The sequence below is a fragment of the Streptomyces fulvoviolaceus genome (assembly GCF_000718165.1).
Taxonomy (GTDB): domain Bacteria; phylum Actinomycetota; class Actinomycetes; order Streptomycetales; family Streptomycetaceae; genus Streptomyces; species Streptomyces fulvoviolaceus.
Genome location: NZ_JOEY01000024.1, coordinates 203677 through 227408 on the forward strand (window position 1 = coordinate 203677; position 23732 = coordinate 227408).

Below are 23732 nucleotides of genomic sequence, written 5' to 3' on the forward strand. Positions count from 1 at the left end.
TCGGCGCCTCGGCGTCGCACCTCTCTCTGTCATGCCCCTGACCACCCCTGCATCCGCACGGAAAGGAAAGGCTGGTCTCTCATGTCTCCCATCCCTCGCAGGTCCATCCTCAAGGCAGCCGCCGTAGCCGGAGCCGCCGCGCAGTTCAGCTGGGCGCTAGGAGCCAAGGACGCGCAGGCTGCGCCCAGAGCCGCCGAGGCCGACGCCGATCCCGTGACCCTGGACTGGCTGGAGGACGGCGGCCAGGGTGCCGCACCCGGCTCCACTCTCGGTGTGCCCTGGCCCAAGGGCACCTACCAGGAGGACCAGGTCTTCGCGCTGACGGACGCCGACGGCAAGTCCGTGCCGGTGCAGTCCTGGCCGATCGCCTACTGGCCCGACGGCTCCCTCAAGTGGACGGCCCACGCGGTGAGTTCGGGCTCCGGCAAGCTCACCCTCGCCGCGGGCGAGGCCGCCGTACCGGACAAGAAGGTCACCGTCGACAAGAGCGGCGGCACCATCGACGTCTCGACCGGGGTCATCACGGCGAAGATCGGCAAGTCGGGTGCGACCCTCATCAAGTCGGTGACCCGCGGCTCCACCGAGATCGCCAAGAACGGGCGGCTCGTGCTCATCCGCCAGCCGGAGATCGAGGACGAGGACCAGGGCACGGTCAAGACCGAGCGCTTCGAGGGCGCCATCTCCGAGGTCACCGTCGAGCAGGAGGGCCCGGTCCGCGCGGTCGTCCGCATCGACGGCAAGCACCGCAAGGGCAGCCGGAGTTGGCTGCCGTTCTCCATCCGCCTCTACTTCTACGCGGGCGCCGACTCCTTCCGCATGGTGCACACCATCACCTACGACGGCACACAGGAGCCGGGCAAGGCCAGCGGTGACTTCATCCGCGGGCTCGGCGTCCGCTTCACCGTGCCGATGCGGGACCAGTCGTACGACCGCCACATCCGCATCGGCGGCGAGGGCACCGGTCTGCTGCGGGAGGCCGTCAAGGGCATCACCGGGCTGCGCCGCGACCCCGGCGCGGCCGTGCAGGCGGCCCAGTACGCGGGCGAGAAGCTGCCCGACCCGTCCACCTGGGACCAGCGGGTCACGACGCGGCTGCAGTACATCCCCGAGTGGGGCGACTACACGCTCTCCCAGCTCTCGGCCGACGGCTTCACCCTGCGCAAGCGCACGAAGAAGGGCTATGGCTGGATCGGCGCCGGCGGCGGCAGGCGGGCCTCCGGGTTCGGTTACGTCGGTGGCGTGAGCGGCGGATTCTCCTTCGGCCTGCGGGACTTCTGGGAGAAGCACCCCTCCCAGCTCGACATCCGCGACGCCCACACCGACGAGGCCGAGGTCACCCTCTGGCTCTGGTCGCCCGAGGCGCAGCCGATGGACCTGCGCTTCTACCACGACGGCATGGGCCAGGACACCTACGCCGAGCAGCTCGAAGGCCTCAACATCACCTACGAGGACTACGAGCCGGAGTTCGGCACCCCGTACGGCATCGCCCGCACCTCCGAACTCCTCTTCTGGGCCAACGAGTCGACGCCGTCGGCAGACGCCCTGGCTCAACAGGTCGAGGCGGTACGGGTGTTGCCGCAGCTAGCCGCCCCGCCCAAGCAGCTCATCAAGGCCGGGGTCTTCGGGCCGGGCCTCTACGCCGAGCCCGACCGTTCCACCGATGCCAAGGCGAAGATCGAGGACCACCTCGACTTCCTCTTCACCTACTACAAGGACCAGGTGGAGCAACGCCGTTGGTACGGCTTCTGGGACTACGGCGACATCATGCACACCTATGACACGGTGCGGCACCAGTGGCGGTACGACATCGGCGGGTACGCCTGGGACAACTCCGAGCTCTCGCCGGACCTCTGGCTGTGGTTCGCGTATCTGAGAAGCGGCCGCGCGGACATCTTCCGGTTCGCCGAGGCGATGACCCGGCACACCGGCGAGGTCGACGTCTATCACCTGGGGGAGTGGGCCGGCCTCGGCACGCGCCACGGCGTTCAGCACTACGCCGACAGCGCCAAGCAGCAGCGCATCGCCAACACGACGTATCGCCGCTACTACTACTTCCTCACCGCCGACGAACGGGTCGGCGACCTCATGCACGCCAACGTCGACTCCGACGAGACCTTCCTCGTCCTCGACCCGATCCGCAAGATCCGCACCGAGCCGTACACGCCGGACCGGCACGCCCTGTCGATCGGGTTCGGCACGGACTGGAGCGGGCTGGTGTCGGCCTGGCTGACGGAGTGGGAGCGCAAGGGCCCGAAGTGGGAGAAGGCCAAGGCGCGGGTGCTGTCGACGATGGAGACCATCGCCGCCCAGCCCAACGGCTTCGTGCAGGGGAGTGGCCTGTACGACCTCGACACGGGCAAGTTCGCGGTCGCTTCGGCGCCGGTCGTCGGGGTTTCGCACCTGTCTGCGGTCTTCGGGCTCAACGAGCTGTGTGCTGAGTTGATCGACCTCGTCGACATTCCCGCGTTCAACGAGGCGTACTTCGACTACTGCCGGTACTTCAACGCGACCAAGGCCGAGCAGGCGGCGCGCTACGGCTCCAACTTCGGCACGTTGCTGCTGTTCCAGGGGCACTCGCGGCTCGATGCGTATGCGGCTGTGCAGAACGGGGACGCGAAGTTGGCCACGCGGGCGTGGGAGAAGTTCTACAACTCCGATGGGTACAAGGAGTCGGCGCCCTGGAAGACGGAGGAGTTGAGCGGGCCGGTGGCGTTGGTGGCGGGTAGTGAGGCCGCTTGGGTGTCCACGAACGACACCGCGCTGTACGGGCTTGCCGCCATTGAGAACCTGGCGCTGCTGGGGGACAAGATGCCGTAGCGGCCGGTGGGGAACTGCGGGTCCGTTGTGGCTGGTCGCGCAGTTCCCCGCGCCCCTGGGTCAGTCCATCTTGCCCAGGATTCCTCGCACCCTTCTTATGTCCCTGATGCGTTGCTCGTACGTCGCTCCTAGTGCGAGCAGCAGGAGGCCGGCCAGGGCAGGCGGCACCCAGCGGGGCAGCGCGTCTGTCACCTGGGCGATGTACGGGGCGAGTTCGTGCAGCGCGTCCAGGGTCAGCACGGAGCCGCCCAGCAGAAGCGGGGCCTGGAGGTTGTATCCGCCGCCCAGCAGCGTGAGCGACAGCGCGGCCAGGCCGAGCAGCAGCGGGCGCGTCCAGTGCGGGTCGCCCCAGGCCGCGAGGAGGCTCGGCAGGAGGGTGGCGGCGAGGCCGGGGGCGTACGCCGTCCAGGACGAGGTCTGCGGGTCGCGGCGCCTGCGCAGGTGGCCGACGATCAGCGCCGGGACGGTCACCGGGAGGGTATACGCCTCGGGGGTGCCGACGTCCCAGGCCGCCAGGCGCACCCAGGTGGCCAGGACGAACAGGGCCGCGGCCGCGTAGCCGACGGGGCGGCGGTCCGGGCGGATAGCCGTGCCCGCGGTGATCACGCCGCACAGGGCCAGGACCAGGGCGAGCAGGGGCAGGTCGGTGGCGGCGAGTCCGACGGCGAGCAGGCCTGCGGCGGCTCCGGTCGCCTCGATGGGCACGGTGGCCCGGGAATCCGCTCGGGGTGCGATCAGGGCCGCGGCCACGGGGACCGCAAGGACGAGCAGAGCGGTGTGCGAGGGCTGCCAGTCCACGGCGGCACCGACCGCACAGGCCAGTGCGGCGGCGTACACGAGCGCGGTCGGGGCCGTGAAGGGCGCGAGCCGCGACTGCCACGAGGCCACCGCGAACAGCGCGACCAGAGTGGAGAGCACGGTGAGAGTCGCGGTCTGCGAGGCCAGGGAGAGGAACGCGAGGCTCACGGAGGTGGCGGGCGCCAGGATGAGCGCCGTGAGACGAGTGCCTTCGTGCGTGGACTGCCGTAGGAATGCCGCTGCCGCGATGACTCCGGCTGTTGTGGCTCCCTGGATCAACAGGCCTACGGGGTAGGGGAGTTCCAGCACCGCCGGAAGCGTGAATACCGTCGCCCAGGTGAGGCCCAGCGCGCCGGTCAGAGCTCGCGGACGCCAGACCTCGCCCCACACCACCAGGACGAGTACGGCCGCGACGGCCGCCAGGACGACCGGGACCGCCGCCGCGTGCGGGGGCCAGGGCGCGTCGACCGTCAGCGCGGCGCGGGCGTCCGGCGGCGTGCCGGTCCAGGCCCGCGCGGCCCAGCCGACCGGCGCCAGCGCCACCACGCCGACGACGGGCAGCGCCCACAGCACGGCCAGCGCCTGTACGACCCCGGAGGCCCAGGCCGCCCCACGCCGTACCGCCTCCGGCAGCCGCTCGACCCGGATCGTCGCCAACAGGGCCATTCCGCACACCAGATGGGCCGGAACCGTCCACAGCTCCGGCAGCACGGAGCGCGCCATGCCGCCGAGCGCGGTGACCGTGAGCAGGCCGGAGGCGAGCGAGAGGCCGAGGGCGTGCTTCTCGCCCGCCCCCAGCCATGCGGCGCCCAGCGCGATCGCCGCGGCAAGGAGGAGGAGCGCCGCCGCACGGGCGGCGGCGCTCGGACCGGAGGCCGTCCAGGACAGCCAGCCGGCCGCCAGTACGCCCGAGGAGCCAAGTCCGTACGCGCCGACGACGGCGACGACGCGTACGGACTTGGCGGTCACCCGGAGCGCCACAGCTGTGTCGAACGCGGCCGTCGCGAGAAGCGCGGCCGTGATGCCGTAGGAACCTGTGTCGGTTTCGATCGCCCAGAAGAACAGCGGGAGTTGGGCCGCGACCAGCGCGGAGGGGAGCGGGAGCCGCAGCTCGGCCGTGCGCGGCAGCAGGCCGTACGCCGTCCAGAGCACCGCCAGCAGCGCCGACGCGCTCGCCGTGTATCCGGCACCGCCCGCCCCCGGGAAGGCGACCCGGTACAGCGCGTACGCGTCCAGCACCGTCAGCGCCAGCCCCAGGCCCGCCACCGACTCGGCCGTCGAACGCAGTCCGCGCTTCAGCAGGAGCATCGGCGTGCCGAGCGCGGCGACCGTGACCGCGCCGAGCACCAGGGCCCGCCCGGCGATCCCCAGGTGCCCCCAGCTGACCAGCGTGAACACCATCGCCGCGATGGTCAGCAGGACGCCGCCCAGCAGCAGGAGAAGGTTCTGTACGCCGGGCGCGCTCGTCTCCGGGCGAGGCGGGGCGGCGGCCGGGGCCGACTTCGGCGGCTGCAGCGTGGCGATCAGCCAGGCCCGGCGCGCCAGCAACTGGGCCCGGCGGCGGTCGAGTTGCCACAGCTCGGCGTCGAGGAGTCGCAACTCCTCCGCCGGGGGCGGAACATGCGTCATGTCTTGAAGTGTGGTCTGAGTCACGTCGCACGGCATGAGTGCGCGTACTCAGAACGTACTCAGATCCGTCCGGGCACACTCTGTGCATGGACTGGACCCGTTACCGTTTCCGCAGCTCGTGGGCCCTGCACGCGTCGCCCGCCACCGTCTACGACGTGCTGGAACAGGCCGAGGACTACCCCCGCTGGTGGCCCGCGGTGCGCGAGGTGAACCGCCTCGACGACACCACCGGCGTCATCAGGATCCGCGCCGTCCTGCCGTACGACCTGACCTTCACCGCGCGCGAGGTGCGGCGCGATCCGGTGGCCGGGGTGCTGGAGATCGCCATGACCGGGGACCTGGAGGGGTGGGCGCGCTGGACGGTCACCGGGGACGGCGCCGGCTGCCTCGCCCGCTACGACCAGGTGGTCGTCGTGAACAAGCCGCTGCTCAGGCGCTTCGCCGTGCCGGGACGGCCGGTCTTCCGTGCCAATCACTGGCTGATGATGCGGGCCGGACGGCGGGGCCTGGCCGCGTACTTGGAAGCGGTTTGAAGGAAACCCGCGGGGACCTGTATTGTTCGGTGCGTTCCCGGGCGATTAGCTCAGTGGGAGAGCACTTCGTTCACACCGAAGGGGTCACTGGTTCGAACCCAGTATCGCCCACCGGGAAAGGCCGGTCCGCAGCAGCGGACCGGCTTTTTTTGCGCGCCTGGAGCGCCTGGAGCGACTACGCGGCCGCCGCCGGCAGGTCCGGACGCAGCGGCCACGCCGGATCCACCGCCTCCTCGCTGCCGCTGCGCGCGAACCACGCCTGCAGGCCCCGCGCCTGGGCCGCGTGCCACACCGCCTGCAGCGTGTGCAGCTCGGAGGGGGCCAGCCGCTCCAGCCGGGCCGCGAACCGGCGACCGACCGCCCGTACGACGTCCAGCGAGGCCTGTGCGTCGGCCGCCGCGTCGTGCGCGCCGTCCAGCGTGACGCCGTAGTGCGCACACAGGTCGGTGAGGGTGCGGCGGCCCTTGCGGTAGCGGTCCAGATGCTTGTCCAGGACCCGTGGGTCCAGCACCAGCAGCGGCGACGACTCGAACCAGCGGTCCAGGGACGAGGCGCGATGGCGGCGCAACTCGCGGTCCAGGAGCGTCAGATCGAACGGCGCGTTCATGATCACCAGCGGGCGGCCCGCCGCGGCCTGCTCGGCCAGCGCTTCCGCTATCTCGTACATCACCGGCGCGGGCCAGCGGCCGTTGCGCTGCAGATGTTCGTCCGTCAGCCCGTGCACCTCCGTCGCCCCGGCGGGCACCGGCACGCCCGGGTTCACCAGCCACCGGCTCACCCGGGGCCGGGTTCCCGGGGCGTCCTGGACGACGACGGCGGCCGACACGATGCGATCGGTCTCGACGTCAACGCCCGTGGTCTCTGTGTCGAAAGCGGCCAGGGGCCCTTCGTACCAGCACGTCATACCTACACAACCCCTCGTTCACCCACGGCAGCTGACGCACCGTCTTCTGCCAGTTTGGTGATACCCGGGCTGTTTGCGCCGTACGCCGGAAGGACACAACAGGAGTACGGGTCTTTGCAGTTCAGGGGCCCGCACTGCGGATTCACTGAACGTGGAAGGCTGTTGGTCATGGCGATAGCGCAGCCCGAGCGGGGCGGGCTGCTGCCCGAACAACGCACGGGCCCCCATCGCGGCACACTCGCCACCACCGCCTGCATGGAGACCTTGCAGGTGGGCTATCTGCACGCCGTCGCCGCCGCGGCCGGCTGCTCGCTGTCGCAACCCTTTCCGGACAACGGCATCGACTGGCACGTCAGTCATGGCTCGCCCGGGCACACCGTCGACGACGAGGTCACCATCAAGGTGCAGCTCAAGTGCACCTACCAGATCGCGCCGAACCCTCCCGGCCGGTTCTTCTCCTTCACGCTCGACAACGACCACCTGCGCAAGCTCGCCCGCACTCCGGTGTCGGTGCACAAGATCCTGGTGGTCATGCTCGTGCCGAGAACCCAGGACGACTGGCTGCGCGCCAGCCACGACCGGCTGGACCTCAGACACTGCTGTTACTGGGTCAACCTCGCCGGCCACCCGATCACCGGCCGGACCCGGACCACCGTGCGGATACCGACCTCACGCATCTTCGACGACCGGGCGCTGTGCGAGATCATGACGCGGGTCGGGACGGGAGGCAGACCATGACGCACCGTCCGCTCGACGAGCCCCTGCGGCCGGTCAGGCCGCACCCTGACGAGGCCTGGCACCGCGCCCCCGAACCCGGCCAGGTCGACCCCGCCGTGCTCAGCGCCCTGCTGCACCGGCACGGCTGGCAGCGGCGCGGCGGGGCCGCCGGACGCTACGGCCGCTGGACCCCGCCGGGACCGGGCGGCGGCGGGACGAGCCTGCTCGTGCCCGAGAGCCTCGCCTTCCCCGACAGCGAGGACCTGCTCGGCGAGGCCCTGGTCGCCCTGACACGCAGCGGTACGCCGTCGGCGCGCGAGGTGCTGGTCGGGCTTGCCGTGCCCAGCGACGAGATCCGCTGGTGGCGGGACGTCCCGCCCGGCCCCGCCGACGCCACGCCCTGGACGGTCGAGGAACAACTGCGCAGCGCCGCCCGCCAGACGCTGCTCGCCGGCGCGCTGGCCACACGCGCGCGTGCGGGCTACTACGGCGTCCGCTACCGCCGTACCGCCGCCGCTTCCCTGGACAACGTCCTCGTCGGCTCCGCGGCCGGCGGCCGCCACCTCACCGCCTTCGTGCCCGTCGGCACCGGCCGGCCCCTCGCCGTACGCCTTCACCAGGCCCTCTACGCCGCCCGCGAGGCCATCGACTACCAGCGGGCCACCGGCGGCATGGACGCCTTCGACGGCGCCGTCGAGGCGGGCGTCAGCCGCGAGCTCACCGAGGCGCTGATCGCCCTCGTGCGCGGTACGGAAGGCGCCCGCATCGCCGTGGAGTGGGCGCCGGCGGCCGGTGTCCCCGAAGGGTGCGCGGCGCCCGCCGAGGCCGTCGAGTTCTCGCCCGGCGACCTGCCCGTGCTGCGCGAGGCGGGGGCCCGCTTCCTGCGCGAGGAGCCCTCGGTCTCGGTGCGGGTCACCGGTGCTGTGGTCCGGATGCGCAGATCGGGACCGCGCGGGGAGGGGTCGGTGCGGCTGCGGGTGATCGCGGGCGCCGAGGTTCCGTACGTACGGCTGGCCCTGGACGAGGAGGCGTACCGGATCGCCGGGCACGCGCACCTCGTCGGGCTGCCGGTCCGGGTCCACGGCAGGCTGGAGAGCCGCGGCGGCTTCCGCCGGCTCACCGGGGTCTCCGGAGTCGTACCCGTGCAGGTGGACGAGGCCGAGCGCGACCGGCTGATGAAGTCCCTGCAGGAGAATCTCGACTTCTTCGAGGAAGCCTGCGGAGGGGACTGATTTCGCAGAGGTGGGTGCCGGGTCGGTACGATCCCCTATTGCGCGCGCTCTCGGTATGGCGCCGCACCCACCTTCAGTCAGGAGAGACCGGTGTCAGACGTCCGTGTGATCATCCAACGCGATTCCGAGCGGGAAGAACGCGTGGTGACGACGGGCACTACGGCCGCCGAGCTCTTCGCCGGCGAGCGCTCGATCATCGCCGCGCGCGTGGGCGGCGAGCTCAAGGACCTGTCGTACGCCCTGTCCGAGGGCGACGAGGTCGAGGGCGTCGAGATCTCCTCCCAGGACGGCCTCAACATCCTGCGCCACTCCACCGCGCACGTCATGGCCCAGGCCGTGCAGGAGCTCTTCCCCGACGCCAAGCTGGGCATCGGCCCGCCGGTCAAGGACGGCTTCTACTACGACTTCGACGTCGAGAAGCCGTTCACGCCCGAGGACCTCAAGGCCGTCGAGAAGAAGATGCAGGAGATCCAGAAGCGGGGGCAGAAGTTCTCCCGCCGGGTGATCACCGACGAGGCCGCCCGCGAGGAGCTGGCCGACGAGCCGTACAAGCTGGAGCTGATCGGTCTCAAGGGCTCTGCGTCCTCGGACGACGGCGCGGACGTCGAGGTCGGCGCCGGTGAGCTGACGATCTACGACAACCTGGACGCCAAGACCGGTGACCTGTGCTGGAAGGACCTCTGCCGCGGTCCCCACCTGCCCTCCACCCGGAACATCCCGGCGTTCAAGCTGATGCGCAACGCGGCCGCCTACTGGCGCGGCAGCGAGAAGAACCCGATGCTCCAGCGCATCTACGGCACCGCTTGGCCGACCAAGGACGAGCTGAAGGCGCACCTCGACTTCCTCGCCGAGGCGGAGAAGCGAGACCACCGCAAGCTGGGCTCCGAGCTGGACCTGTTCTCCATCCCGGAGCAGATCGGTTCCGGCCTCGCCGTCTTCCACCCCAAGGGCGGCATCATCCGCCGCGTGATGGAGGACTACTCGCGCCGCCGTCACGAGGAGGAGGGCTACGAGTTCGTCTACACCCCGCACGCGACGAAGGGGAAGCTCTTCGAGACCTCGGGCCACCTGGACTGGTACGCCGAGGGCATGTACCCGCCCATGCAGCTCGACGAGGGCGTGGACTACTACCTCAAGCCCATGAACTGCCCGATGCACAACCTGATCTTCGATGCGCGCGGCCGCTCCTACCGCGAACTGCCGCTGCGCCTCTTCGAGTTCGGGACCGTGTACCGGTACGAGAAGTCGGGCGTCGTGCACGGCCTCACGCGTGCGCGTGGCTTCACGCAGGACGACGCGCACATCTACTGCACCCGTGAGCAGATGTCGGAGGAGCTCGACAAGACGCTCACCTTCGTCCTCGGCCTGCTGCGCGACTACGGTCTGACCGACTTCTACCTGGAGCTGTCCACCAAGGACCCGGAGAAGTTCGTCGGCTCCGACGAGGCCTGGGAGGAGGCGACGGAGACCCTTCGCCAGGTGGCCGAGAAGCAGGGACTTCCGCTCGTTCCCGACCCGGGGGGCGCCGCCTTCTACGGCCCGAAGATCTCCGTCCAGACCAAGGACGCCATCGGCCGCACCTGGCAGATGTCGACGATCCAGCTCGACTTCAACCTGCCGGAGCGCTTCGAGCTCGAGTACACCTCGCCCGACGGTTCCAAGCAGCGTCCGGTCATGATCCACCGGGCCCTGTTCGGCTCCATCGAGCGGTTCTTCGCGGTGCTCCTGGAGCACTACGCGGGCGCCTTCCCGGCGTGGCTGGCCCCGGTCCAGGCGGTCGGCATCCCGATCGGGGACGCGCACGTCGAGTACCTGGAGAAGTTCGCCGCCGCGGCCAAGAAGCAGGGGCTGCGAGTCGAGGTCGACTCCTCCTCGGACCGTATGCAGAAGAAGATCCGCAACGCCCAGAAGCAGAAGGTGCCCTTCATGGTCATCGCGGGCGACGAGGACATGTCCGGTGGATCCGTGTCCTTCCGCTACCGCGACGGCTCGCAGGAGAACGGCATCCCGTTCGACGAGGCCATCGCGAAGATCGCGAAGGTCGTGGAGGAGCGGGTGCAGGTCTGACGCGTACGTGACGTGGGGCCCCCGGGGAGTTCAGCTCCCCGGGGGCCTTTCGTCGTCCTCCCGCGCGAACACCTGGAGCAGCCACGAGGCGAACGTCCCGGTCACGGCGCCGAGGAGGGCCATCCCGATGGCCATCATCCCGACCGCGATCAGGCGTCCGACGGGTGTGACGGGGGAGACGTCGCCGTAGCCGACGGTGGCGAAGGTGGCGCAGGTCCACCACACGGCGTCGCCGAAGGTCCGCATGGACGCCTGAGGGGCCCCGCGCTCCTGCTGGTACACGGCGAGCGCGCCCGCGAAGCCCAGCAGCACGGCCGACAGCCCTGCGTAGAGCATCACGCGCGCGTGCAGCGCGAGCCGGGGCCGCCCATGCCGTCGCTGCACGGCCTCGTAGACCTTCACGACCCGCAACGGCCTGAGCAGTGGCAGGACCAGCACCAGAGTGTCCAGCCAGTGCGTCCGTACGAAGCGCAGCCGCTGTCCGCTCAGCCGCCAGCGCACCGCGTAGTCGACGGCGAACAGCGCCCACGAGGCCAGCATCAGTGCCAGGCAGAGGGCCAGCACACCGTCGGGCAGACCAGGGGCCAGTACGCGGATCGCGTACGAGGTGAGAAAGACCAGTGACGCCACGGCGAGCGGGACCTCCGTGCGCGCCTCCCATCGGATCTTGCGACTGTCATCGTCCACTGGCCCAGCTTGGCCCGGGCCGCTTTTCGCACAACCCCGCCGACACGGCGCGAACGGGCGAAGCCATATGCTGCACTGCATGACGAGTGAGCCGGAGCAGCAGCTGGGAGTGGGGACTCAGGACGCGTTCCAGCGTCTGTGGACGCCCCACCGGATGGCCTACATCCAGGGCGAGAACAAGCCGACCGGCCCGGGTGCCGACGACGGCTGCCCCTTCTGCTCGATTCCGGCCAAGTCCGACGAGGACGGTCTGATCGTCCGGCGCGGCGAGCAGGTGTACGCGGTGCTCAACCTGTACCCGTACAACGGCGGCCACCTGATGGTCGTGCCCTACCGGCATGTCGCCGACTACACGGACCTCACCGACCCGGAGACCGCCGAGCTCGCCGCGCTGACCAAGCAGGCGATGACGGCCCTGCGCACGGCCTCCGGTGCGCACGGCTTCAACATCGGCATGAACCAGGGCTCGGTCGCCGGCGCCGGCATCGCCGCCCACCTCCACCAGCACATCGTCCCGCGCTGGGGCGGCGACACGAACTTCATGCCGGTCGTCGGCCACACGAGGGTGCTGCCGCAGCTGCTGGCCGACACCCGGAAGATGCTGGCGGACGCCTGGCCGACAGCCTGATTCTCAGGCTGGGCAGTACGGGAACAGCCCGTCCAGCGCTTGAGGACGAGGCCGTCCAGGCCGAAGGGGGGTCTGGGGGCGTAGCCCCCAGGGACGGTAACCCAAACCCACCTCACCCGGCTGAACCGCCGGAGGCCTAAGCGTCATACAGGTCGGCCTTCCGCGGCATCGGGTCCTGCACGGCCGTGCTCAGGAACGCCGATCGCGATCCGAACTTCTCGATGTCCACGCCGTTCTCCTCAAGGACCCGGATCGCCGCGGAGTGCACCACGCGCAGGACCGGCGTGGCGGCGCGCAGCGCGTCGTCGGCCATGAAGCGGTGCCGCCACGGCTTGTCCGCCCAGGCGTGCCGCAGACCGAACGGCTCGGGCAGCGTCAGGGAGCCGCCGAGCCAGTTCAGCAGCGGCGGATACCAGGTCAGGGGCGCCCGCGCGGCCAGTCGTACGACCTCGTCCGCGTCGACCAGCGGAAGCTTCACCTTCCGGGTCTCCCAGAACTTGAGGGACTTCTGGACTTCCTTCTCCTTGGCCTCCGGCTTCGAGGTGAACAGCCCGTGCACCGGCCCCAGCGCATGCCCGGTCACCTCGATGCGCAGCGTCTCGTGCAGCACGGTCACCGTGATCAGCATGGTGATCACCAACTGGCCTTCCCAGAGCGTCCACTGGACGCCCAGGTAGTGCCGGTCACCGCCGCCGAACTGCTGCTTGTTGCAGATGTCCTGTATCGCGTGCGTCTTGACCTGGTACGCGTCCACGTCCGTGCCCTCGGGCCGGGTCACCGCCTTCGCGTTCTCCGCGATCGGCGTGACGACCCAGTGGCGTATGGACGCCTTGGGGAAGCCGCCGGTGTTCAGGGTGTTCCGCTCCAGCATGCGCAACTGGTCGTGGATGGAACGTATGACGTCCCAGCTGCGGAAGGGGTGGATCTCCCTGGTGCGGTCGGCCGCGATCAGGTCCTCGGCGAGCTGCCAGCTGCCCCAGCGCGTGCCCATGCCGAGTATGCCCTTGGGGCCCGCGTAGAAGACGGCGTTGGACTGCTGCTCGGCGCTGAGCTTGGCGAGGGACTGGCGCAGCTGCTCGGCCGCGGTCTCGCCGGGGCTGCTCGGCACCGCTTCGGGGACCTTCGCGCCGACGCTGCTGCCGGCCAGCAGGCTGCTCCAGCGCCCCCGCAGATCGGTCGCCGTGCGCTCGCAGATCTGCTTGGCCCAGAACCAGCCGACCACGGGAAGGACGACACACGCACGCGCGTACCAGGCCCAGAATCCCGTGAACGGCATCTTGATCAGGAAGAGCACGGCGAGTGCGCCCATCGCGACGAGCAGCGCGGTGGCGAGCGCGCCGGCCTGCTTGTCCTCGCGCTTGGCGATGTTGGTGCGCAGGGTGAAGACCAGCAGCCAGACGAGGAGGCCCGGCAGGAAGAGCACCCCGCACAGCACCGTCACCGCGGCCAGCCAGTTGTCGCGCTCCCTGCGGATGTTGTTCGCCGCGAGGCAGTGCTCGACCACGACCTGCGGCTCGGCGCCGAAGGACTGGATGAGCGGCTTGCGGCCGGCGCCCACCATGCGGCCGATCACGGCCGTGGAGAAGGCCTCGCCCAGGTTGGGCCGGAAGATCTTGGCCCAGCTGCGGCCGCCCTTGACGACCGACTCGTGCCATTCGTTGTTGGCCTTGAGGATGTCCTCCACCGGGTTGTCCCGATAGGCCGCCGAGGCCAGCGCGAACGTCGACGTCTGGCCCTCGTCGCCCGTGCGTGGCACCTGCGGACCGAAGATGTCGCCGTAACCGCTGTCAACGGTCATTCCCGCCCCCGATCGCCGCTGGTCTCGCTCCTGCGGCCTTCCCGACTTCCGTGCTTCGCACACCTGTTGATCAGGTCATCAGCGTATCCGCAGGCACCGACATTCGTCGGCGGACGGCCGAAGCCGCCCGCCGACACGGAGGGGAGCGTTCCACAAACGTCACTTGTGGGGCGCCGAACGCCACTTGTGCGGCCGCGAGCAGCACTTGCGCGGCGCCCGGTGCCAACTAGGAGGCGTCGCCCGCCTCTTCACGGATCCTCTCGGCGATCTGCGGCGGCATGGGTTCGTGCCGGGCGTAGGAGCGGCTGAAGCGGGCGGTGCCGTGCGACAGGGACCGGAGGTCGACCGCGTACCGGCCGATCTCGATCTCGGGTACCTCGGCCCGCACCAACGTGCGGCCGCCGTTGGTCTGTTCCGTGCCGACCACCCGGCCGCGCCGCCCCGACAGGTCGCTCATCACGGCCCCCACGTAGTCGTCGCCCACCAGGACGGTCACCTCGGCCACCGGTTCCAGGAGATGGATCCTCGCGTCGCCCGCCGCCTCCCGCAGCGCGAGCGCGCCGGCCGTCTGGAACGCGGCGTCGGAGGAGTCCACGGAGTGCGCCTTGCCGTCCAGCAGCGTGACCCGGACGTCGATGAGCGGGTGCCCGGTGGCGATTCCCTTGGCCGCCTGGGCGCGTACGCCCTTCTCGACGGACGGGATGAACTGGCGCGGGACCGCGCCGCCGATGACCTTGTCCACGAACTCGATGCCCGAGCCGCCCGGCAGCGGCTCCACCTCGATCTCGCAGATGGCGTACTGCCCGTGCCCGCCCGACTGCTTCACATGGCGGCCCCGGCCGGCGGACCTGTCCGCGAACGTCTCCCGTAGGGAGACCTTGTACGGCACGACGTCGACCTGCACGCCGTAGCGGTTGCGCAGCCGCTCCAGCGCGACGTCCGCGTGCGCCTCGCCGAGGCACCACAGGACCACCTGGTGGGTGTCCTGGTTCTGTTCGAGCCGCATCGTCGGGTCCTCGGCGACCAGCCGGGACAGGCCCTGCGAGAGCTTGTCCTCGTCCGGCTTGCTGTGCGCCTGAATGGCGAGCGGCAGCAGCGGGTCGGGCATCTCCCACGGCTCCATGAGCAGCGGGTCGTCCTTGGCCGAGAGCGTGTCGCCGGTCTCCGCGCGGCTCAGCTTCGCCACACACGCGAGATCGCCCGCGATGCAGTGTGTGAGCGATCGCTGCTGCTTGCCGAACGGCGCCGACAGCGCGCCGATCCGCTCGTCGACGTCGTGGTCCTCGTGCCCGCGGTCGGCGAGCCCGTGCCCGGAGACGTGCACGGTGTCGTCGGAGCGCAGCGTCCCGGAGAAGACCCGGACCAGCGAGACGCGGCCGACGTACGGGTCGGACGAGGTCTTCACGACCTCCGCGACCAGCGGCCCGTCCGGATCGCACAGCTTCAGCTCGCGCGACCTGCCGTCCACCGTGGTGACCCGGGGCGCCTCGCGCTCCAGCGGCGTCGGGAAACCGCCCGTGATCAGCTCCAGGAGCTCGACCGTGCCGATGCCCTGCCGGGCGCCCTCGGCCGCGGGGGCGGCGGCCAGGACGGGGAAGAAGACCCCGCGCGCGACGGCCCGCTCCAGGTCGTCCACCAGCGTCTTGACGTCGATCGGCTCGCCGCCGAGATACCGGTCCATGAGGGTCTCGTCCTCGCTCTCCGAGATGATCCCCTCGATCAGCCGGTTGCGGGCCTCCTCGATGTCCGGCAGCTGCTCCTCGTCCGGCTCGGACTCCTTGCGCTCTCCGGATGCGTAGTCGAACAGCTTCTGCGTCAGCAGCCCGGTCAGTCCGGTCACGGGCGCGTGCCCGTCGGATCCCTGCGGGCCGTGCAGTGGCAGGTACAGCGGCAGTACGGCGTCGGGGTCGTCGCCGCCGAAGGCCTCGGCGCAGGTCCGCGTCATCTCGTCGAAGTCCGCGCGGGCGGCCTCCAGATGCGTGACGACGATCGCCCGCGGCATGCCGACGGCCGCGCACTCCTCCCACACCATGCGGGTCGAGCCGTCCACGCCGTCCGAGGCGGAGACGACGAAAAGGGCCGCGTCCGCCGCTCGCAGACCGGCCCTGAGTTCCCCGACGAAGTCGGCGTATCCGGGGGTGTCCAGAATATTGATCTTGTACCCGCCCCATTCGACGGGCACCAGGGAGAGCTGCACCGAGCGCTGCTGCCGGTGCTCGATCTCGTCGTAGTCGGAGACGGTGCCGCCGTCCTCCACGCGGCCCGCCCGGTTCACTGCTCCCGCCGTCAGCGCGAGAGCTTCCACCAATGTCGTCTTGCCCGAACCGGAGTGGCCGACCAGCACCACATTCCGTACGGACGCGGGGTGGTCGGCCGCTGTTGCCCTGCCGGCGGCTCCGGGGTGTGCGTTCGCCTTGTCGCCCATGGCCTTGCCTCCCGTGCACGGTGAGGTCACTGTGGGCGCGGACATGCCGGGCCGCGTGCGGTGGCGGCTCCGATGACGCCCGCGGTTCTTCGAGCTTTCCACTCTCGTCACGGTGCGTCCATACAGCGGACGCGATCGCGCCGTGACCCGTATGCAGTCAGGCCGTGACACGGGGCCCGGGTGCCCGGACGTCGCCCACGCGCGCGCGTGGCTACGATGGGCCAGCCGGTGGCCAGCAGGGGCCGCGCGGCCACACCGACCCTCGGGAAGGCCATGCTGAACAAGTACGCGCGTGCATTCTTCACGCGTGTTCTCACACCGTTCGCCGCGTTTCTCATCCGGCGGGGGGTCAGCCCCGACACGGTCACACTGCTCGGCACCGCCGGGGTGGTCGCGGGCGCGCTGGTCTTCTACCCCCGGGGCGAGCTCTTCTGGGGCACGATCGTGATCACGCTGTTCGTGTTCTCCGACCTCGTCGACGGCAACATGGCCCGCCAGCTGGGCCGCACCAGCCGCTGGGGCGCCTTCCTGGACTCCACCCTCGACCGGGTCGCCGACAGCGCCATCTTCGGCGGCTTCGCCCTCTGGTACGCCGGTGGCGGCGACGACAACGTCCTGTGCGCCGTCTCGATCTTCTGCCTGGCCAGCGGCCAGGTGGTGTCGTACACCAAGGCCCGGGGAGAGTCGATCGGCCTGCCGGTCGCCGTCAACGGACTTGTCGAGCGCGCCGAGCGCCTGGTGATCTCCCTGGTCGCGGCCGGTCTTGCAGGGATGCACGCGTTCGGCGTGCCGGGCATCCAGTACCTGCTGCCCGTGGCGCTGTGGATCGTCGCCGTCGGCAGCCTGGTCACGCTGATCCAGCGGGTCGTCACGGTCCGCCGGGAGTCCGCGGAGGCGGAGGCGGCGACCGCCCAGGAACAGGAGACCCAGGAGACCCAGGAGACCCAGGGGAGCGAGGCGGCGAAGTGAGCGCCCAGGACCGGCTGACGGACTCGCTTTACGGCCTCGGCTGGGGCGTGGTCAAGAAGCTCCCCGAGCCGGTCGCCGTGCGTCTGGGCCGGAGCATCGCCGACCTCGCCTGGAAACAGCGTGGCAAGGGCGTCCAGCGCCTGGAGAGCAACTACGCGCGCGTGGTGCCCGACGCGAGCCCCGAGCGCCTCGCCGAACTGTCCCGCGCGGGCATGCGCTCGTACCTGCGCTACTGGATGGAGTCCTTCCGGCTGCCCGCCTGGAGCCCCGAGCGCGTCAAGGAGGGCTTCGACGCCAAGGACGTGCACTACCTGACCGACGGAATCGCCTCCGACCGTGGTGTCATCCTCGCCCTGCCGCACATGGCCAACTGGGACCTCGCCGGCGCCTGGGTCACCACTAAGCTGGAGACGCCGTTCACCACGGTCGCCGAACGCCTCAAGCCGGAGACGCTCTACGACCGTTTCGTCGCCTACCGCGAGGGCCTCGGCATGGAGGTCCTGCCGCACAGCGGCGGCACCGCCTTCGGCACCCTGGCCCGGCGGCTGCGCGACGGCGGCCTGATCTGCCTGGTCGCCGAGCGCGACCTGTCGTCCTCCGGCGTCGAGGTGAAGTTCTTCGGCGAGGCCACCCGGATGCCCGCGGGCCCGGCCCTGCTCGCCCAGCAGACCGGCGCCCTGCTGCTGCCCGTGACGCTCTGGTACGACGACTCGCCGGTCATGCGGGGGCGCGTGCATCCACCGATCGACGTACCCGAGACAGGCACCAGGGCGGAAAGGACGTCTGTCATGACACAGGCGCTGGCCGATGCCTTCGCCACCGGTATCGCCGACCACCCGGAGGACTGGCACATGCTGCAGCGCTTGTGGCTCAAGGATCTTGACCCCGCGCGTTCTCCCACCGGGGGGACCGCGTGAGGATCGGCATCGTCTGCCCGTACTCCTGGGATGTGCCGGGTGGCGTCCAGTTCCACATCCGCGATCTCGCCGAGTACTTCATCCGCCTCGGCCACGAGGTCTCCGTCCTCGCCCCCGCCGACGACGACACCCCGCTGCCGCCCTACGTCGTCTCGGCCGGCCGCGCGGTGCCGGTGCCCTACAACGGCTCGGTGGCCCGGCTGAACTTCGGCTTCCTGAGCGCCGCGCGCGTGCGCCGCTGGCTGCACGACGGCGAGTTCGACGTCGTACACATCCATGAGCCGTCCTCGCCGTCCCTCGGCCTGCTGGCCTGCTGGGCAGCGCAGGGCCCGCTCGTCGCGACCTTCCACACCTCGAACCCGCGCTCCAAGGCCATGATCGCCGCGTACTCGATCCTCCAGGCCGCCCTGGAGAAGATCAGCGCCCGGATCGCCGTGAGCGAGTACGCCCGCCGCACTCTCGTCGAGCACCTCGGCGGCGACGCGGTGGTCATCCCGAACGGCGTGGACGTCGACTTCTTCGCCAAGGCCAAGCCCAAGCCCGAGTGGCAGGGCGACACGATCGGCTTCATCGGCCGGATCGACGAGCCCCGCAAGGGACTGCCGGTGCTGATGAAGGCCCTGCCGAAGATCCTCGCCGGGCGCCCGCAGACCCGGCTGCTCGTGGCCGGCCGCGGCGACGAGGAGGAGGCCGTCGAGTCCCTGCCCGAGGAGCTGCGCCCGCGCGTGGAGTTCCTCGGGATGGTCAGTGACGAGGACAAGGCCCGCTTCCTGCGCAGCGTCGACCTGTACGTCGCGCCCAACACCGGCGGCGAGAGCTTCGGGATCATCCTGGTCGAGGCCATGTCGGCGGGCGCCCCGGTGCTCGCCTCGGACCTGGACGCCTTCGCCCAGGTCCTCGACCAGGGCGCGGCGGGCGAGCTGTTCGCCAACGAGGACGCGGACGCGTTGGCCGAGGCGGCACTGCGGCTGCTCGGTGATCCGGCACGGCTGGCCGAACTGCGGGAGCGCGGCAGCGCGCACGTGCGGCGGTTCGACTGGTCGACGGTCGGCGCGGACATCCTGTCCGTGTACGAGACCGTGACGGCGGGAGCGGCGGCGGTCGCCGCGGCGGACGAGGACCGGACGACGGGAACGGGGTTCATGGCGCGGCTGGGGTTGGCGCGGGACTGAGGCCACCCAGCCCGTCCGGCGTTTGAGGACGAGGCCCGTTCAGGGCCGACAGCGGGGGTCTGGGGGCGGCAGCCCCCGGGCAGGCCCACACCAACTCCCCGCACGGCACCCGGCTGACCGGGCGGAGCGCCCCGGTAACGTTGCCGCCCGTGACCGCAACCCTCATCTGGATCCTCGTCGCGCTCGTTGCGATCGGCCTGTATCTGAGCTGGACGGCGGGACGGCTGGACCGGCTGCACGCCCGGATCGACGCCGCCCGCGCCGCCCTCGACGCCCAACTGCTGCGCCGGGCCTCCGTGGCCCAGGAACTGGCCACCTCCGCAGTGCTCGATCCGGCCGCGTCGATCGTCCTGTACGAGGCGGCCCACGCCGCCCGCCAGGCCGAGGAGGAGCAGCGGGAGGTCGCCGAGAGCGAGCTGAGCCAGGCGCTGCGGGCCGTGTTCGCCGAGGCCCCGCAGGTGGAGGGGGTGCGCAGGGCGCCCGGGGGAGAGGCAGCGGCCCGCGAACTCACCGAGGCGGTCCGCAAGGTGCCCATGGCCCGCCGCTTCCACAACGACGCCGTACGCGCGGCACGCGCCCTGCGCCGGCATCGCAAGGTGCGCTGGTTCCGGCTGGCGGGACACGCGCCGTTCCCGATGGCCTTCGAGATGGACGACGAGCCGCCCGCGGCACTGGTGGACCGGGCCGCCTGACGGGCCCAGCGGCCTCAAAACGATCCACCGCCTCCCTATTGGCCCTTGCTGTGGACTGGTTCTCTCGCGTTTCCTCAGTGATGCAGAAATCCTCTTTTCACTCCAGTGAGGTCAATCCGTGTCCAGCACGCTCTCCGAAAACCAGGGTCCCGAGACCGGCACCGCCCGTGTGAAGCGCGGCATGGCCGAGCAGCTCAAGGGCGGCGTGATCATGGACGTGGTCAACGCCGAGCAGGCGAAGATCGCCGAGGACGCCGGCGCCGTGGCCGTCATGGCCCTGGAGCGGGTCCCCGCCGACATCCGCAAGGACGGCGGCGTGGCCCGGATGTCGGACCCGAACATGATCGAGGAGATCATCGAGGCGGTCTCCATCCCCGTGATGGCCAAGTCCCGCATCGGCCACTTCGTCGAGGCCCAGGTCCTGCAGTCCCTCGGCGTCGACTACATCGACGAGTCCGAGGTCCTCACCCCGGCCGACGAGGTCAACCACTCCGACAAGTGGGCCTTCACGACCCCCTTCGTCTGCGGTGCCACCAACCTGGGCGAGGCCCTGCGCCGCATCGCCGAGGGCGCGGCCATGATCCGCTCCAAGGGCGAGGCCGGCACCGGCAACGTCGTCGAGGCCGTCCGTCACCTGCGCCAGATCAAGAACGAGATCGCCCGACTCCGCGGCTACGACAACAACGAGCTGTACGCCGCCGCCAAGGAGCTGCGCGCCCCGTACGAGATCGTGCGCGAGGTCGCCGAGCTCGGCAAGCTGCCGGTCGTCCTGTTCTCCGCCGGTGGCGTCGCCACCCCCGCCGATGCCGCGCTGATGCGCCAGCTCGGCGCCGAGGGCGTCTTCGTCGGCTCCGGCATCTTCAAGTCCGGCGACCCGGCCAAGCGCGCCGCCGCCATCGTCAAGGCGACCACCTTCTACGACGACCCGAAGATCATCGCGGACGCGTCCCGCAACCTCGGCGAGGCCATGGTCGGCATCAACTGCGACACCCTCCCCGAGGCCGAGCGCTACGCGAACCGGGGCTGGTAACACCCCCATGAGCGCTGAAGCCCCTGTCATAGGCGTCCTGGCCCTCCAGGGCGACGTACGGGAGCACCTGATCGCCCTGGCCGCGGCCGACGCCGTGGCCAGGGCGGTTCGGCGCCCCGAGGAACTCGCCGAGGTGGACGGCCTGGTCATCCCCGGCGGCGAGTCCACCACCATCTCCAAGCTGGCCGTGCTCTTCGGCGTGATGGAGCCCCTACGCGCGCGCGTGCAGGCCGGCATGCCCGTCTACGGCACCTGCGCCGGCATGATCATGCTCGCCGACAAGATCCTCGACCCCCGCTCGGGCCAGGAGACCATCGGCGGCATCGACATGATCGTGCGCCGCAACGCCTTCGGACGGCAGAACGAGTCCTTCGAAGCGGCGGTCGACGTGACGGGCGTCGAGGGCGATCCTGTAGAGGGCGTCTTCATCCGTGCCCCCTGGGTCGAGTCCGTGGGCGCCGAGACCGAGGTGCTCGCCGAGCATGAGGGTCACATCGTCGCGGTCCGCCAGGGCAACGCTCTCGCCACGTCGTTCCACCCGGAACTGACCGGCGACCACCGCGTGCACTCTCTGTTCGTCGACATGGTGCGCGCGAACCGGGCGCCGGGGTCCTAGTAGGATCTCTGGCGTTCGTAAAGAGTTGGGTTACGCGAAGGAGACAGGCAGATGTCCGGCCACTCTAAATGGGCTACGACGAAGCACAAGAAGGCCGTGATCGACGCCAAGCGCGGCAAGCTCTTCGCGAAGATGATCAAGAACATCGAGGTCGCGGCCCGTACCGGTGGCGCCGATGTGTCCGGTAACCCGACGCTGTTCGACGCCATCCAGAAGGCCAAGAAGAGCTCGGTCCCGAACAAGAACATCGACTCCGCGGTCAAGCGCGGTGCCGGTCTCGAGGCCGGTGGCGCCGACTACGAGACGATCATGTACGAGGGCTACGGCCCGAACGGCGTCGCGGTGCTCATCGAGTGCCTCACCGACAACCGCAACCGCGCCGCCTCCGACGTGCGCGTCGCCATGACCCGCAACGGCGGCTCGATGGCCGACCCGGGTTCGGTCTCGTACCTCTTCAACCGCAAGGGCGTCGTGATCGTCCCCAAGGGCGAGCTGGGCGAGGACGACGTCCTCGGTGCCGTCCTGGACGCGGGTGCCGAGGAGGTCAACGACCTCGGTGAGTCCTTCGAGGTCCTCTCCGAGGCCACCGACCTGGTCGCGGTCCGCACCGCCCTTCAAGACGCCGGGATCGACTACGACTCCGCCGACGCCAACTTCGTCCCGACCATGCAGGTCGAGCTCGACGAGGAAGGTGCCCGGAAGATCTTCAAGCTGATCGACGCCCTCGAGGACAGCGACGACGTGCAGAACGTGTTCGCCAACTTCGACGTCAGCGACGAGGTCATGGAGAAGGTAGACGCCTGAGCCGACGCTCACGCTCGAACGGGCCGACGGGACACACCCGTCGGCCCGTCGCGTTGCCGGGCGTTGCTGCGAGTCGTTGTCGGTGGCACCCGATAGCCTGCACAAACAGGCGATCGAAGGGAGGGGCGCGTTGCGTGTACTCGGGGTGGACCCCGGACTGACGCGGTGCGGTGTCGGTGTCGTCGAGGGCGTCGCGGGCCGACCGCTCACCATGGTCGGCGTCGGCGTCGTACGCACGCCCGCGGACGCCGAGTTGGGGCAGCGCCTCGTCGCCATCGAGCAGGGCATCGAGCAGTGGCTGGACGAGTACCGGCCCGAATTCGTCGCCGTGGAGCGGGTGTTCAGCCAGCACAACGTACGGACCGTGATGGGCACCGCCCAGGCCAGCGCCGTCGCCATGCTGTGTGCCGCCCGTCGCGGCATCCCCGTCGCCCTGCACACGCCCAGCGAGGTCAAGGCCGCCGTCACCGGCAGCGGCCGCGCCGACAAGGCCCAGGTCGGTGCCATGGTCACCCGCCTGCTCCGGCTCGACGCGCCGCCCAAGCCGGCCGACGCCGCCGACGCCCTCGCGCTCGCCATCTGCCACATCTGGCGCGCCCCCGCCCAGAACCGACTCCAGCAGGCCGTCGCCCTGCACACAGCCAAAACGCACCCAGCCCAAGCACCGAAAGGCCGCCTCGCATGATCGCCTTCGTCAGCGGCACGGTCGCCGCACTCGCTCCCGACACCGCGGTGCTCGAGGTGGGCGGCGTCGGCATGGCCGTCCAGTGCACGCCGAACACGCTGTCCACGCTCCGGCTCGGCAAGCCGGCCAAGCTCGCCACCTCTCTCGTCGTCCGCGAGGACTCGCTGACCCTGTACGGCTTCGTGGACGACGACGAACGCCAGGTCTTCGAGCTGCTGCAGACCGCGAGCGGCGTCGGCCCGCGGCTCGCCCAGGCCATGCTGGGGGTCCACACACCGGACGCCCTGCGCCGAGCGGTGGCCACGGGTGACGAGAAGGCGCTCATCCAGGTTCCGGGCATCGGTAAGAAGGGCGCACAGAAGCTGTTGCTCGAGCTCAGGGACCGGCTGGGCGAGCCGATCGGTGCTCCGGCCGTCGGTGCCCCGGTCAGCAGCGGCTGGCGCGACCAGCTGCACGCCGCCCTGATCGGGCTCGGCTACGCCACCCGCGAGGCCGACGAGGCGGTGTCCGCCGTAGCACCGCAGGCCGAGGCCGCCGAGGGCACGCCCCAGGTGGGCCACCTGTTGAAGGCCGCCCTGCAGACCCTGAACCGCGCCCGCTAGGAGAACGTCA

At 70.5% G+C, this 23732-nt stretch carries 20 protein-coding genes and 1 tRNA gene; 16 read left to right on the forward strand and 5 right to left on the reverse strand.

What is annotated here, in order from left to right; genetic code table 11:
• Positions 1–81: 81 nt before the first annotated feature.
• Positions 82–2817: an exo-rhamnogalacturonan lyase family protein gene (locus IG08_RS0125930; RefSeq protein ID WP_030606914.1), complete on the forward strand. Its 2736-nt coding sequence runs from the start codon at positions 82–84 to the stop codon at positions 2815–2817.
• Between the two features lie 60 nt (positions 2818–2877).
• On the opposite strand, the gene IG08_RS0125935 is transcribed toward IG08_RS0125930, so the two are convergent.
• A complete protein-coding gene (locus IG08_RS0125935; RefSeq protein WP_030606917.1) occupies positions 2878–5280 on the reverse strand; it encodes an SCO7613 C-terminal domain-containing membrane protein in 2403 nt (800 codons plus the stop codon).
• Between the two features lie 50 nt (positions 5281–5330).
• Here IG08_RS0125935 and IG08_RS0125940 point away from each other — a divergent pair, with 50 nt between their 5' ends.
• Positions 5331–5777, forward strand: coding sequence for an SRPBCC family protein (locus tag IG08_RS0125940; protein WP_030606920.1), 447 nt, complete (start codon positions 5331–5333; stop codon positions 5775–5777).
• Between the two features lie 39 nt (positions 5778–5816).
• Positions 5817–5888, forward strand: a tRNA-Val gene (locus IG08_RS0125945).
• A gap of 64 nt (positions 5889–5952) precedes the next feature.
• Here IG08_RS0125945 and IG08_RS0125950 read toward each other — a convergent pair.
• Positions 5953–6681 carry a 3'-5' exonuclease gene (locus IG08_RS0125950; protein ID WP_030606923.1) on the reverse strand — a complete coding sequence of 243 codons (729 nt, stop codon included), beginning with the start codon at positions 6679–6681 and terminating at the stop codon, positions 5953–5955.
• 168 nt (positions 6682–6849) lie between these two features.
• On the opposite strand from IG08_RS0125950, the gene IG08_RS0125955 reads away from it, so the two are divergent.
• From IG08_RS0125955 to thrS, 3 genes are all read left to right on the forward strand, one after another.
• Positions 6850–7419 carry a DUF4365 domain-containing protein gene (locus IG08_RS0125955; RefSeq protein ID WP_030606926.1) on the forward strand — a complete coding sequence of 190 codons (570 nt, stop codon included), beginning with the start codon at positions 6850–6852 and terminating at the stop codon, positions 7417–7419.
• On the forward strand, positions 7416–8630 hold the full coding sequence (locus tag IG08_RS0125960) for a hypothetical protein (RefSeq protein WP_030606928.1): 1215 nt from the start codon (positions 7416–7418) through the stop codon (positions 8628–8630). The genes IG08_RS0125955 and IG08_RS0125960 overlap by 4 nt, the downstream gene beginning before the upstream one ends.
• A gap of 90 nt (positions 8631–8720) precedes the next feature.
• Complete coding sequence (gene thrS / locus IG08_RS0125965; protein ID WP_030606931.1) at positions 8721–10697, forward strand: threonine--tRNA ligase; 1977 nt, start codon at positions 8721–8723, stop codon at positions 10695–10697.
• Positions 10698–10727: 30 nt separating this feature from the next.
• Here the strand turns inward: thrS and IG08_RS0125970 are convergent, their stop codons facing one another.
• A complete protein-coding gene (locus IG08_RS0125970) occupies positions 10728–11384 on the reverse strand; it encodes a potassium channel family protein (RefSeq protein ID WP_030606934.1) in 657 nt (218 codons plus the stop codon).
• A 67-nt stretch (positions 11385–11451) separates the two neighbouring features.
• On the opposite strand from IG08_RS0125970, the gene IG08_RS0125975 reads away from it, so the two are divergent.
• Positions 11452–12012: an HIT family protein gene (locus IG08_RS0125975; RefSeq protein ID WP_030606937.1), complete on the forward strand. Its 561-nt coding sequence runs from the start codon at positions 11452–11454 to the stop codon at positions 12010–12012.
• 136 nt (positions 12013–12148) lie between these two features.
• On the opposite strand, the gene IG08_RS0125980 is transcribed toward IG08_RS0125975, so the two are convergent.
• Together IG08_RS0125980 and IG08_RS0125985 are read right to left on the reverse strand one after the other, a co-directional pair.
• Positions 12149–13810: a hypothetical protein gene (locus IG08_RS0125980; RefSeq protein ID WP_030606939.1), complete on the reverse strand. Its 1662-nt coding sequence runs from the start codon at positions 13808–13810 to the stop codon at positions 12149–12151.
• Positions 13811–14036: 226 nt separating this feature from the next.
• The gene (locus tag IG08_RS0125985) at positions 14037–16235 is read right to left on the reverse strand and encodes an elongation factor G-like protein EF-G2 (protein WP_030607134.1); all 2199 of its coding nucleotides are present in this window, start codon (positions 16233–16235) and stop codon (positions 14037–14039) included.
• A gap of 216 nt (positions 16236–16451) precedes the next feature.
• On the opposite strand from IG08_RS0125985, the gene pgsA reads away from it, so the two are divergent.
• From pgsA to ruvA, 9 genes are all read left to right on the forward strand, one after another.
• Positions 16452–17204: a phosphatidylinositol phosphate synthase gene (gene pgsA / locus IG08_RS0125995; RefSeq protein WP_078655751.1), complete on the forward strand. Its 753-nt coding sequence runs from the start codon at positions 16452–16454 to the stop codon at positions 17202–17204.
• The gene (locus IG08_RS0126000) at positions 17201–18121 is read left to right on the forward strand and encodes a phosphatidylinositol mannoside acyltransferase (protein WP_030606945.1); all 921 of its coding nucleotides are present in this window, start codon (positions 17201–17203) and stop codon (positions 18119–18121) included. The genes pgsA and IG08_RS0126000 overlap by 4 nt, the downstream gene beginning before the upstream one ends.
• Positions 18118–19293: a glycosyltransferase family 4 protein gene (locus IG08_RS0126005; protein ID WP_030606947.1), complete on the forward strand. Its 1176-nt coding sequence runs from the start codon at positions 18118–18120 to the stop codon at positions 19291–19293. Before IG08_RS0126000 ends, IG08_RS0126005 begins: the two co-directional genes overlap by 4 nt.
• Positions 19294–19442: 149 nt before the next feature.
• Positions 19443–19985, forward strand: a complete 543-nt coding sequence (locus IG08_RS0126010; RefSeq protein ID WP_030606948.1) for a LemA family protein — start codon at positions 19443–19445, stop codon at positions 19983–19985.
• Positions 19986–20103: 118 nt separating this feature from the next.
• Positions 20104–21015 (forward strand): pyridoxal 5'-phosphate synthase lyase subunit PdxS, encoded by a 912-nt coding sequence (gene pdxS, locus IG08_RS0126015; RefSeq protein ID WP_030606950.1) that lies wholly within the window; start codon positions 20104–20106, stop codon positions 21013–21015.
• Between the two features lie 7 nt (positions 21016–21022).
• Complete coding sequence (pdxT, locus tag IG08_RS0126020) at positions 21023–21631, forward strand: pyridoxal 5'-phosphate synthase glutaminase subunit PdxT (RefSeq protein ID WP_030606952.1); 609 nt, start codon at positions 21023–21025, stop codon at positions 21629–21631.
• Between the two features lie 51 nt (positions 21632–21682).
• The gene (locus IG08_RS0126025) at positions 21683–22435 is read left to right on the forward strand and encodes a YebC/PmpR family DNA-binding transcriptional regulator (protein WP_030606954.1); all 753 of its coding nucleotides are present in this window, start codon (positions 21683–21685) and stop codon (positions 22433–22435) included.
• Positions 22436–22565: 130 nt separating this feature from the next.
• Entirely contained in the window at positions 22566–23120 is a 555-nt protein-coding gene (gene ruvC / locus IG08_RS0126030; protein ID WP_030606958.1) for a crossover junction endodeoxyribonuclease RuvC, read from the forward strand.
• Positions 23117–23722: a Holliday junction branch migration protein RuvA gene (ruvA, locus tag IG08_RS0126035; protein WP_030606961.1), complete on the forward strand. Its 606-nt coding sequence runs from the start codon at positions 23117–23119 to the stop codon at positions 23720–23722. The genes ruvC and ruvA overlap by 4 nt, the downstream gene beginning before the upstream one ends.
• The last annotated feature ends 10 nt before the right edge of the window (positions 23723–23732 follow it).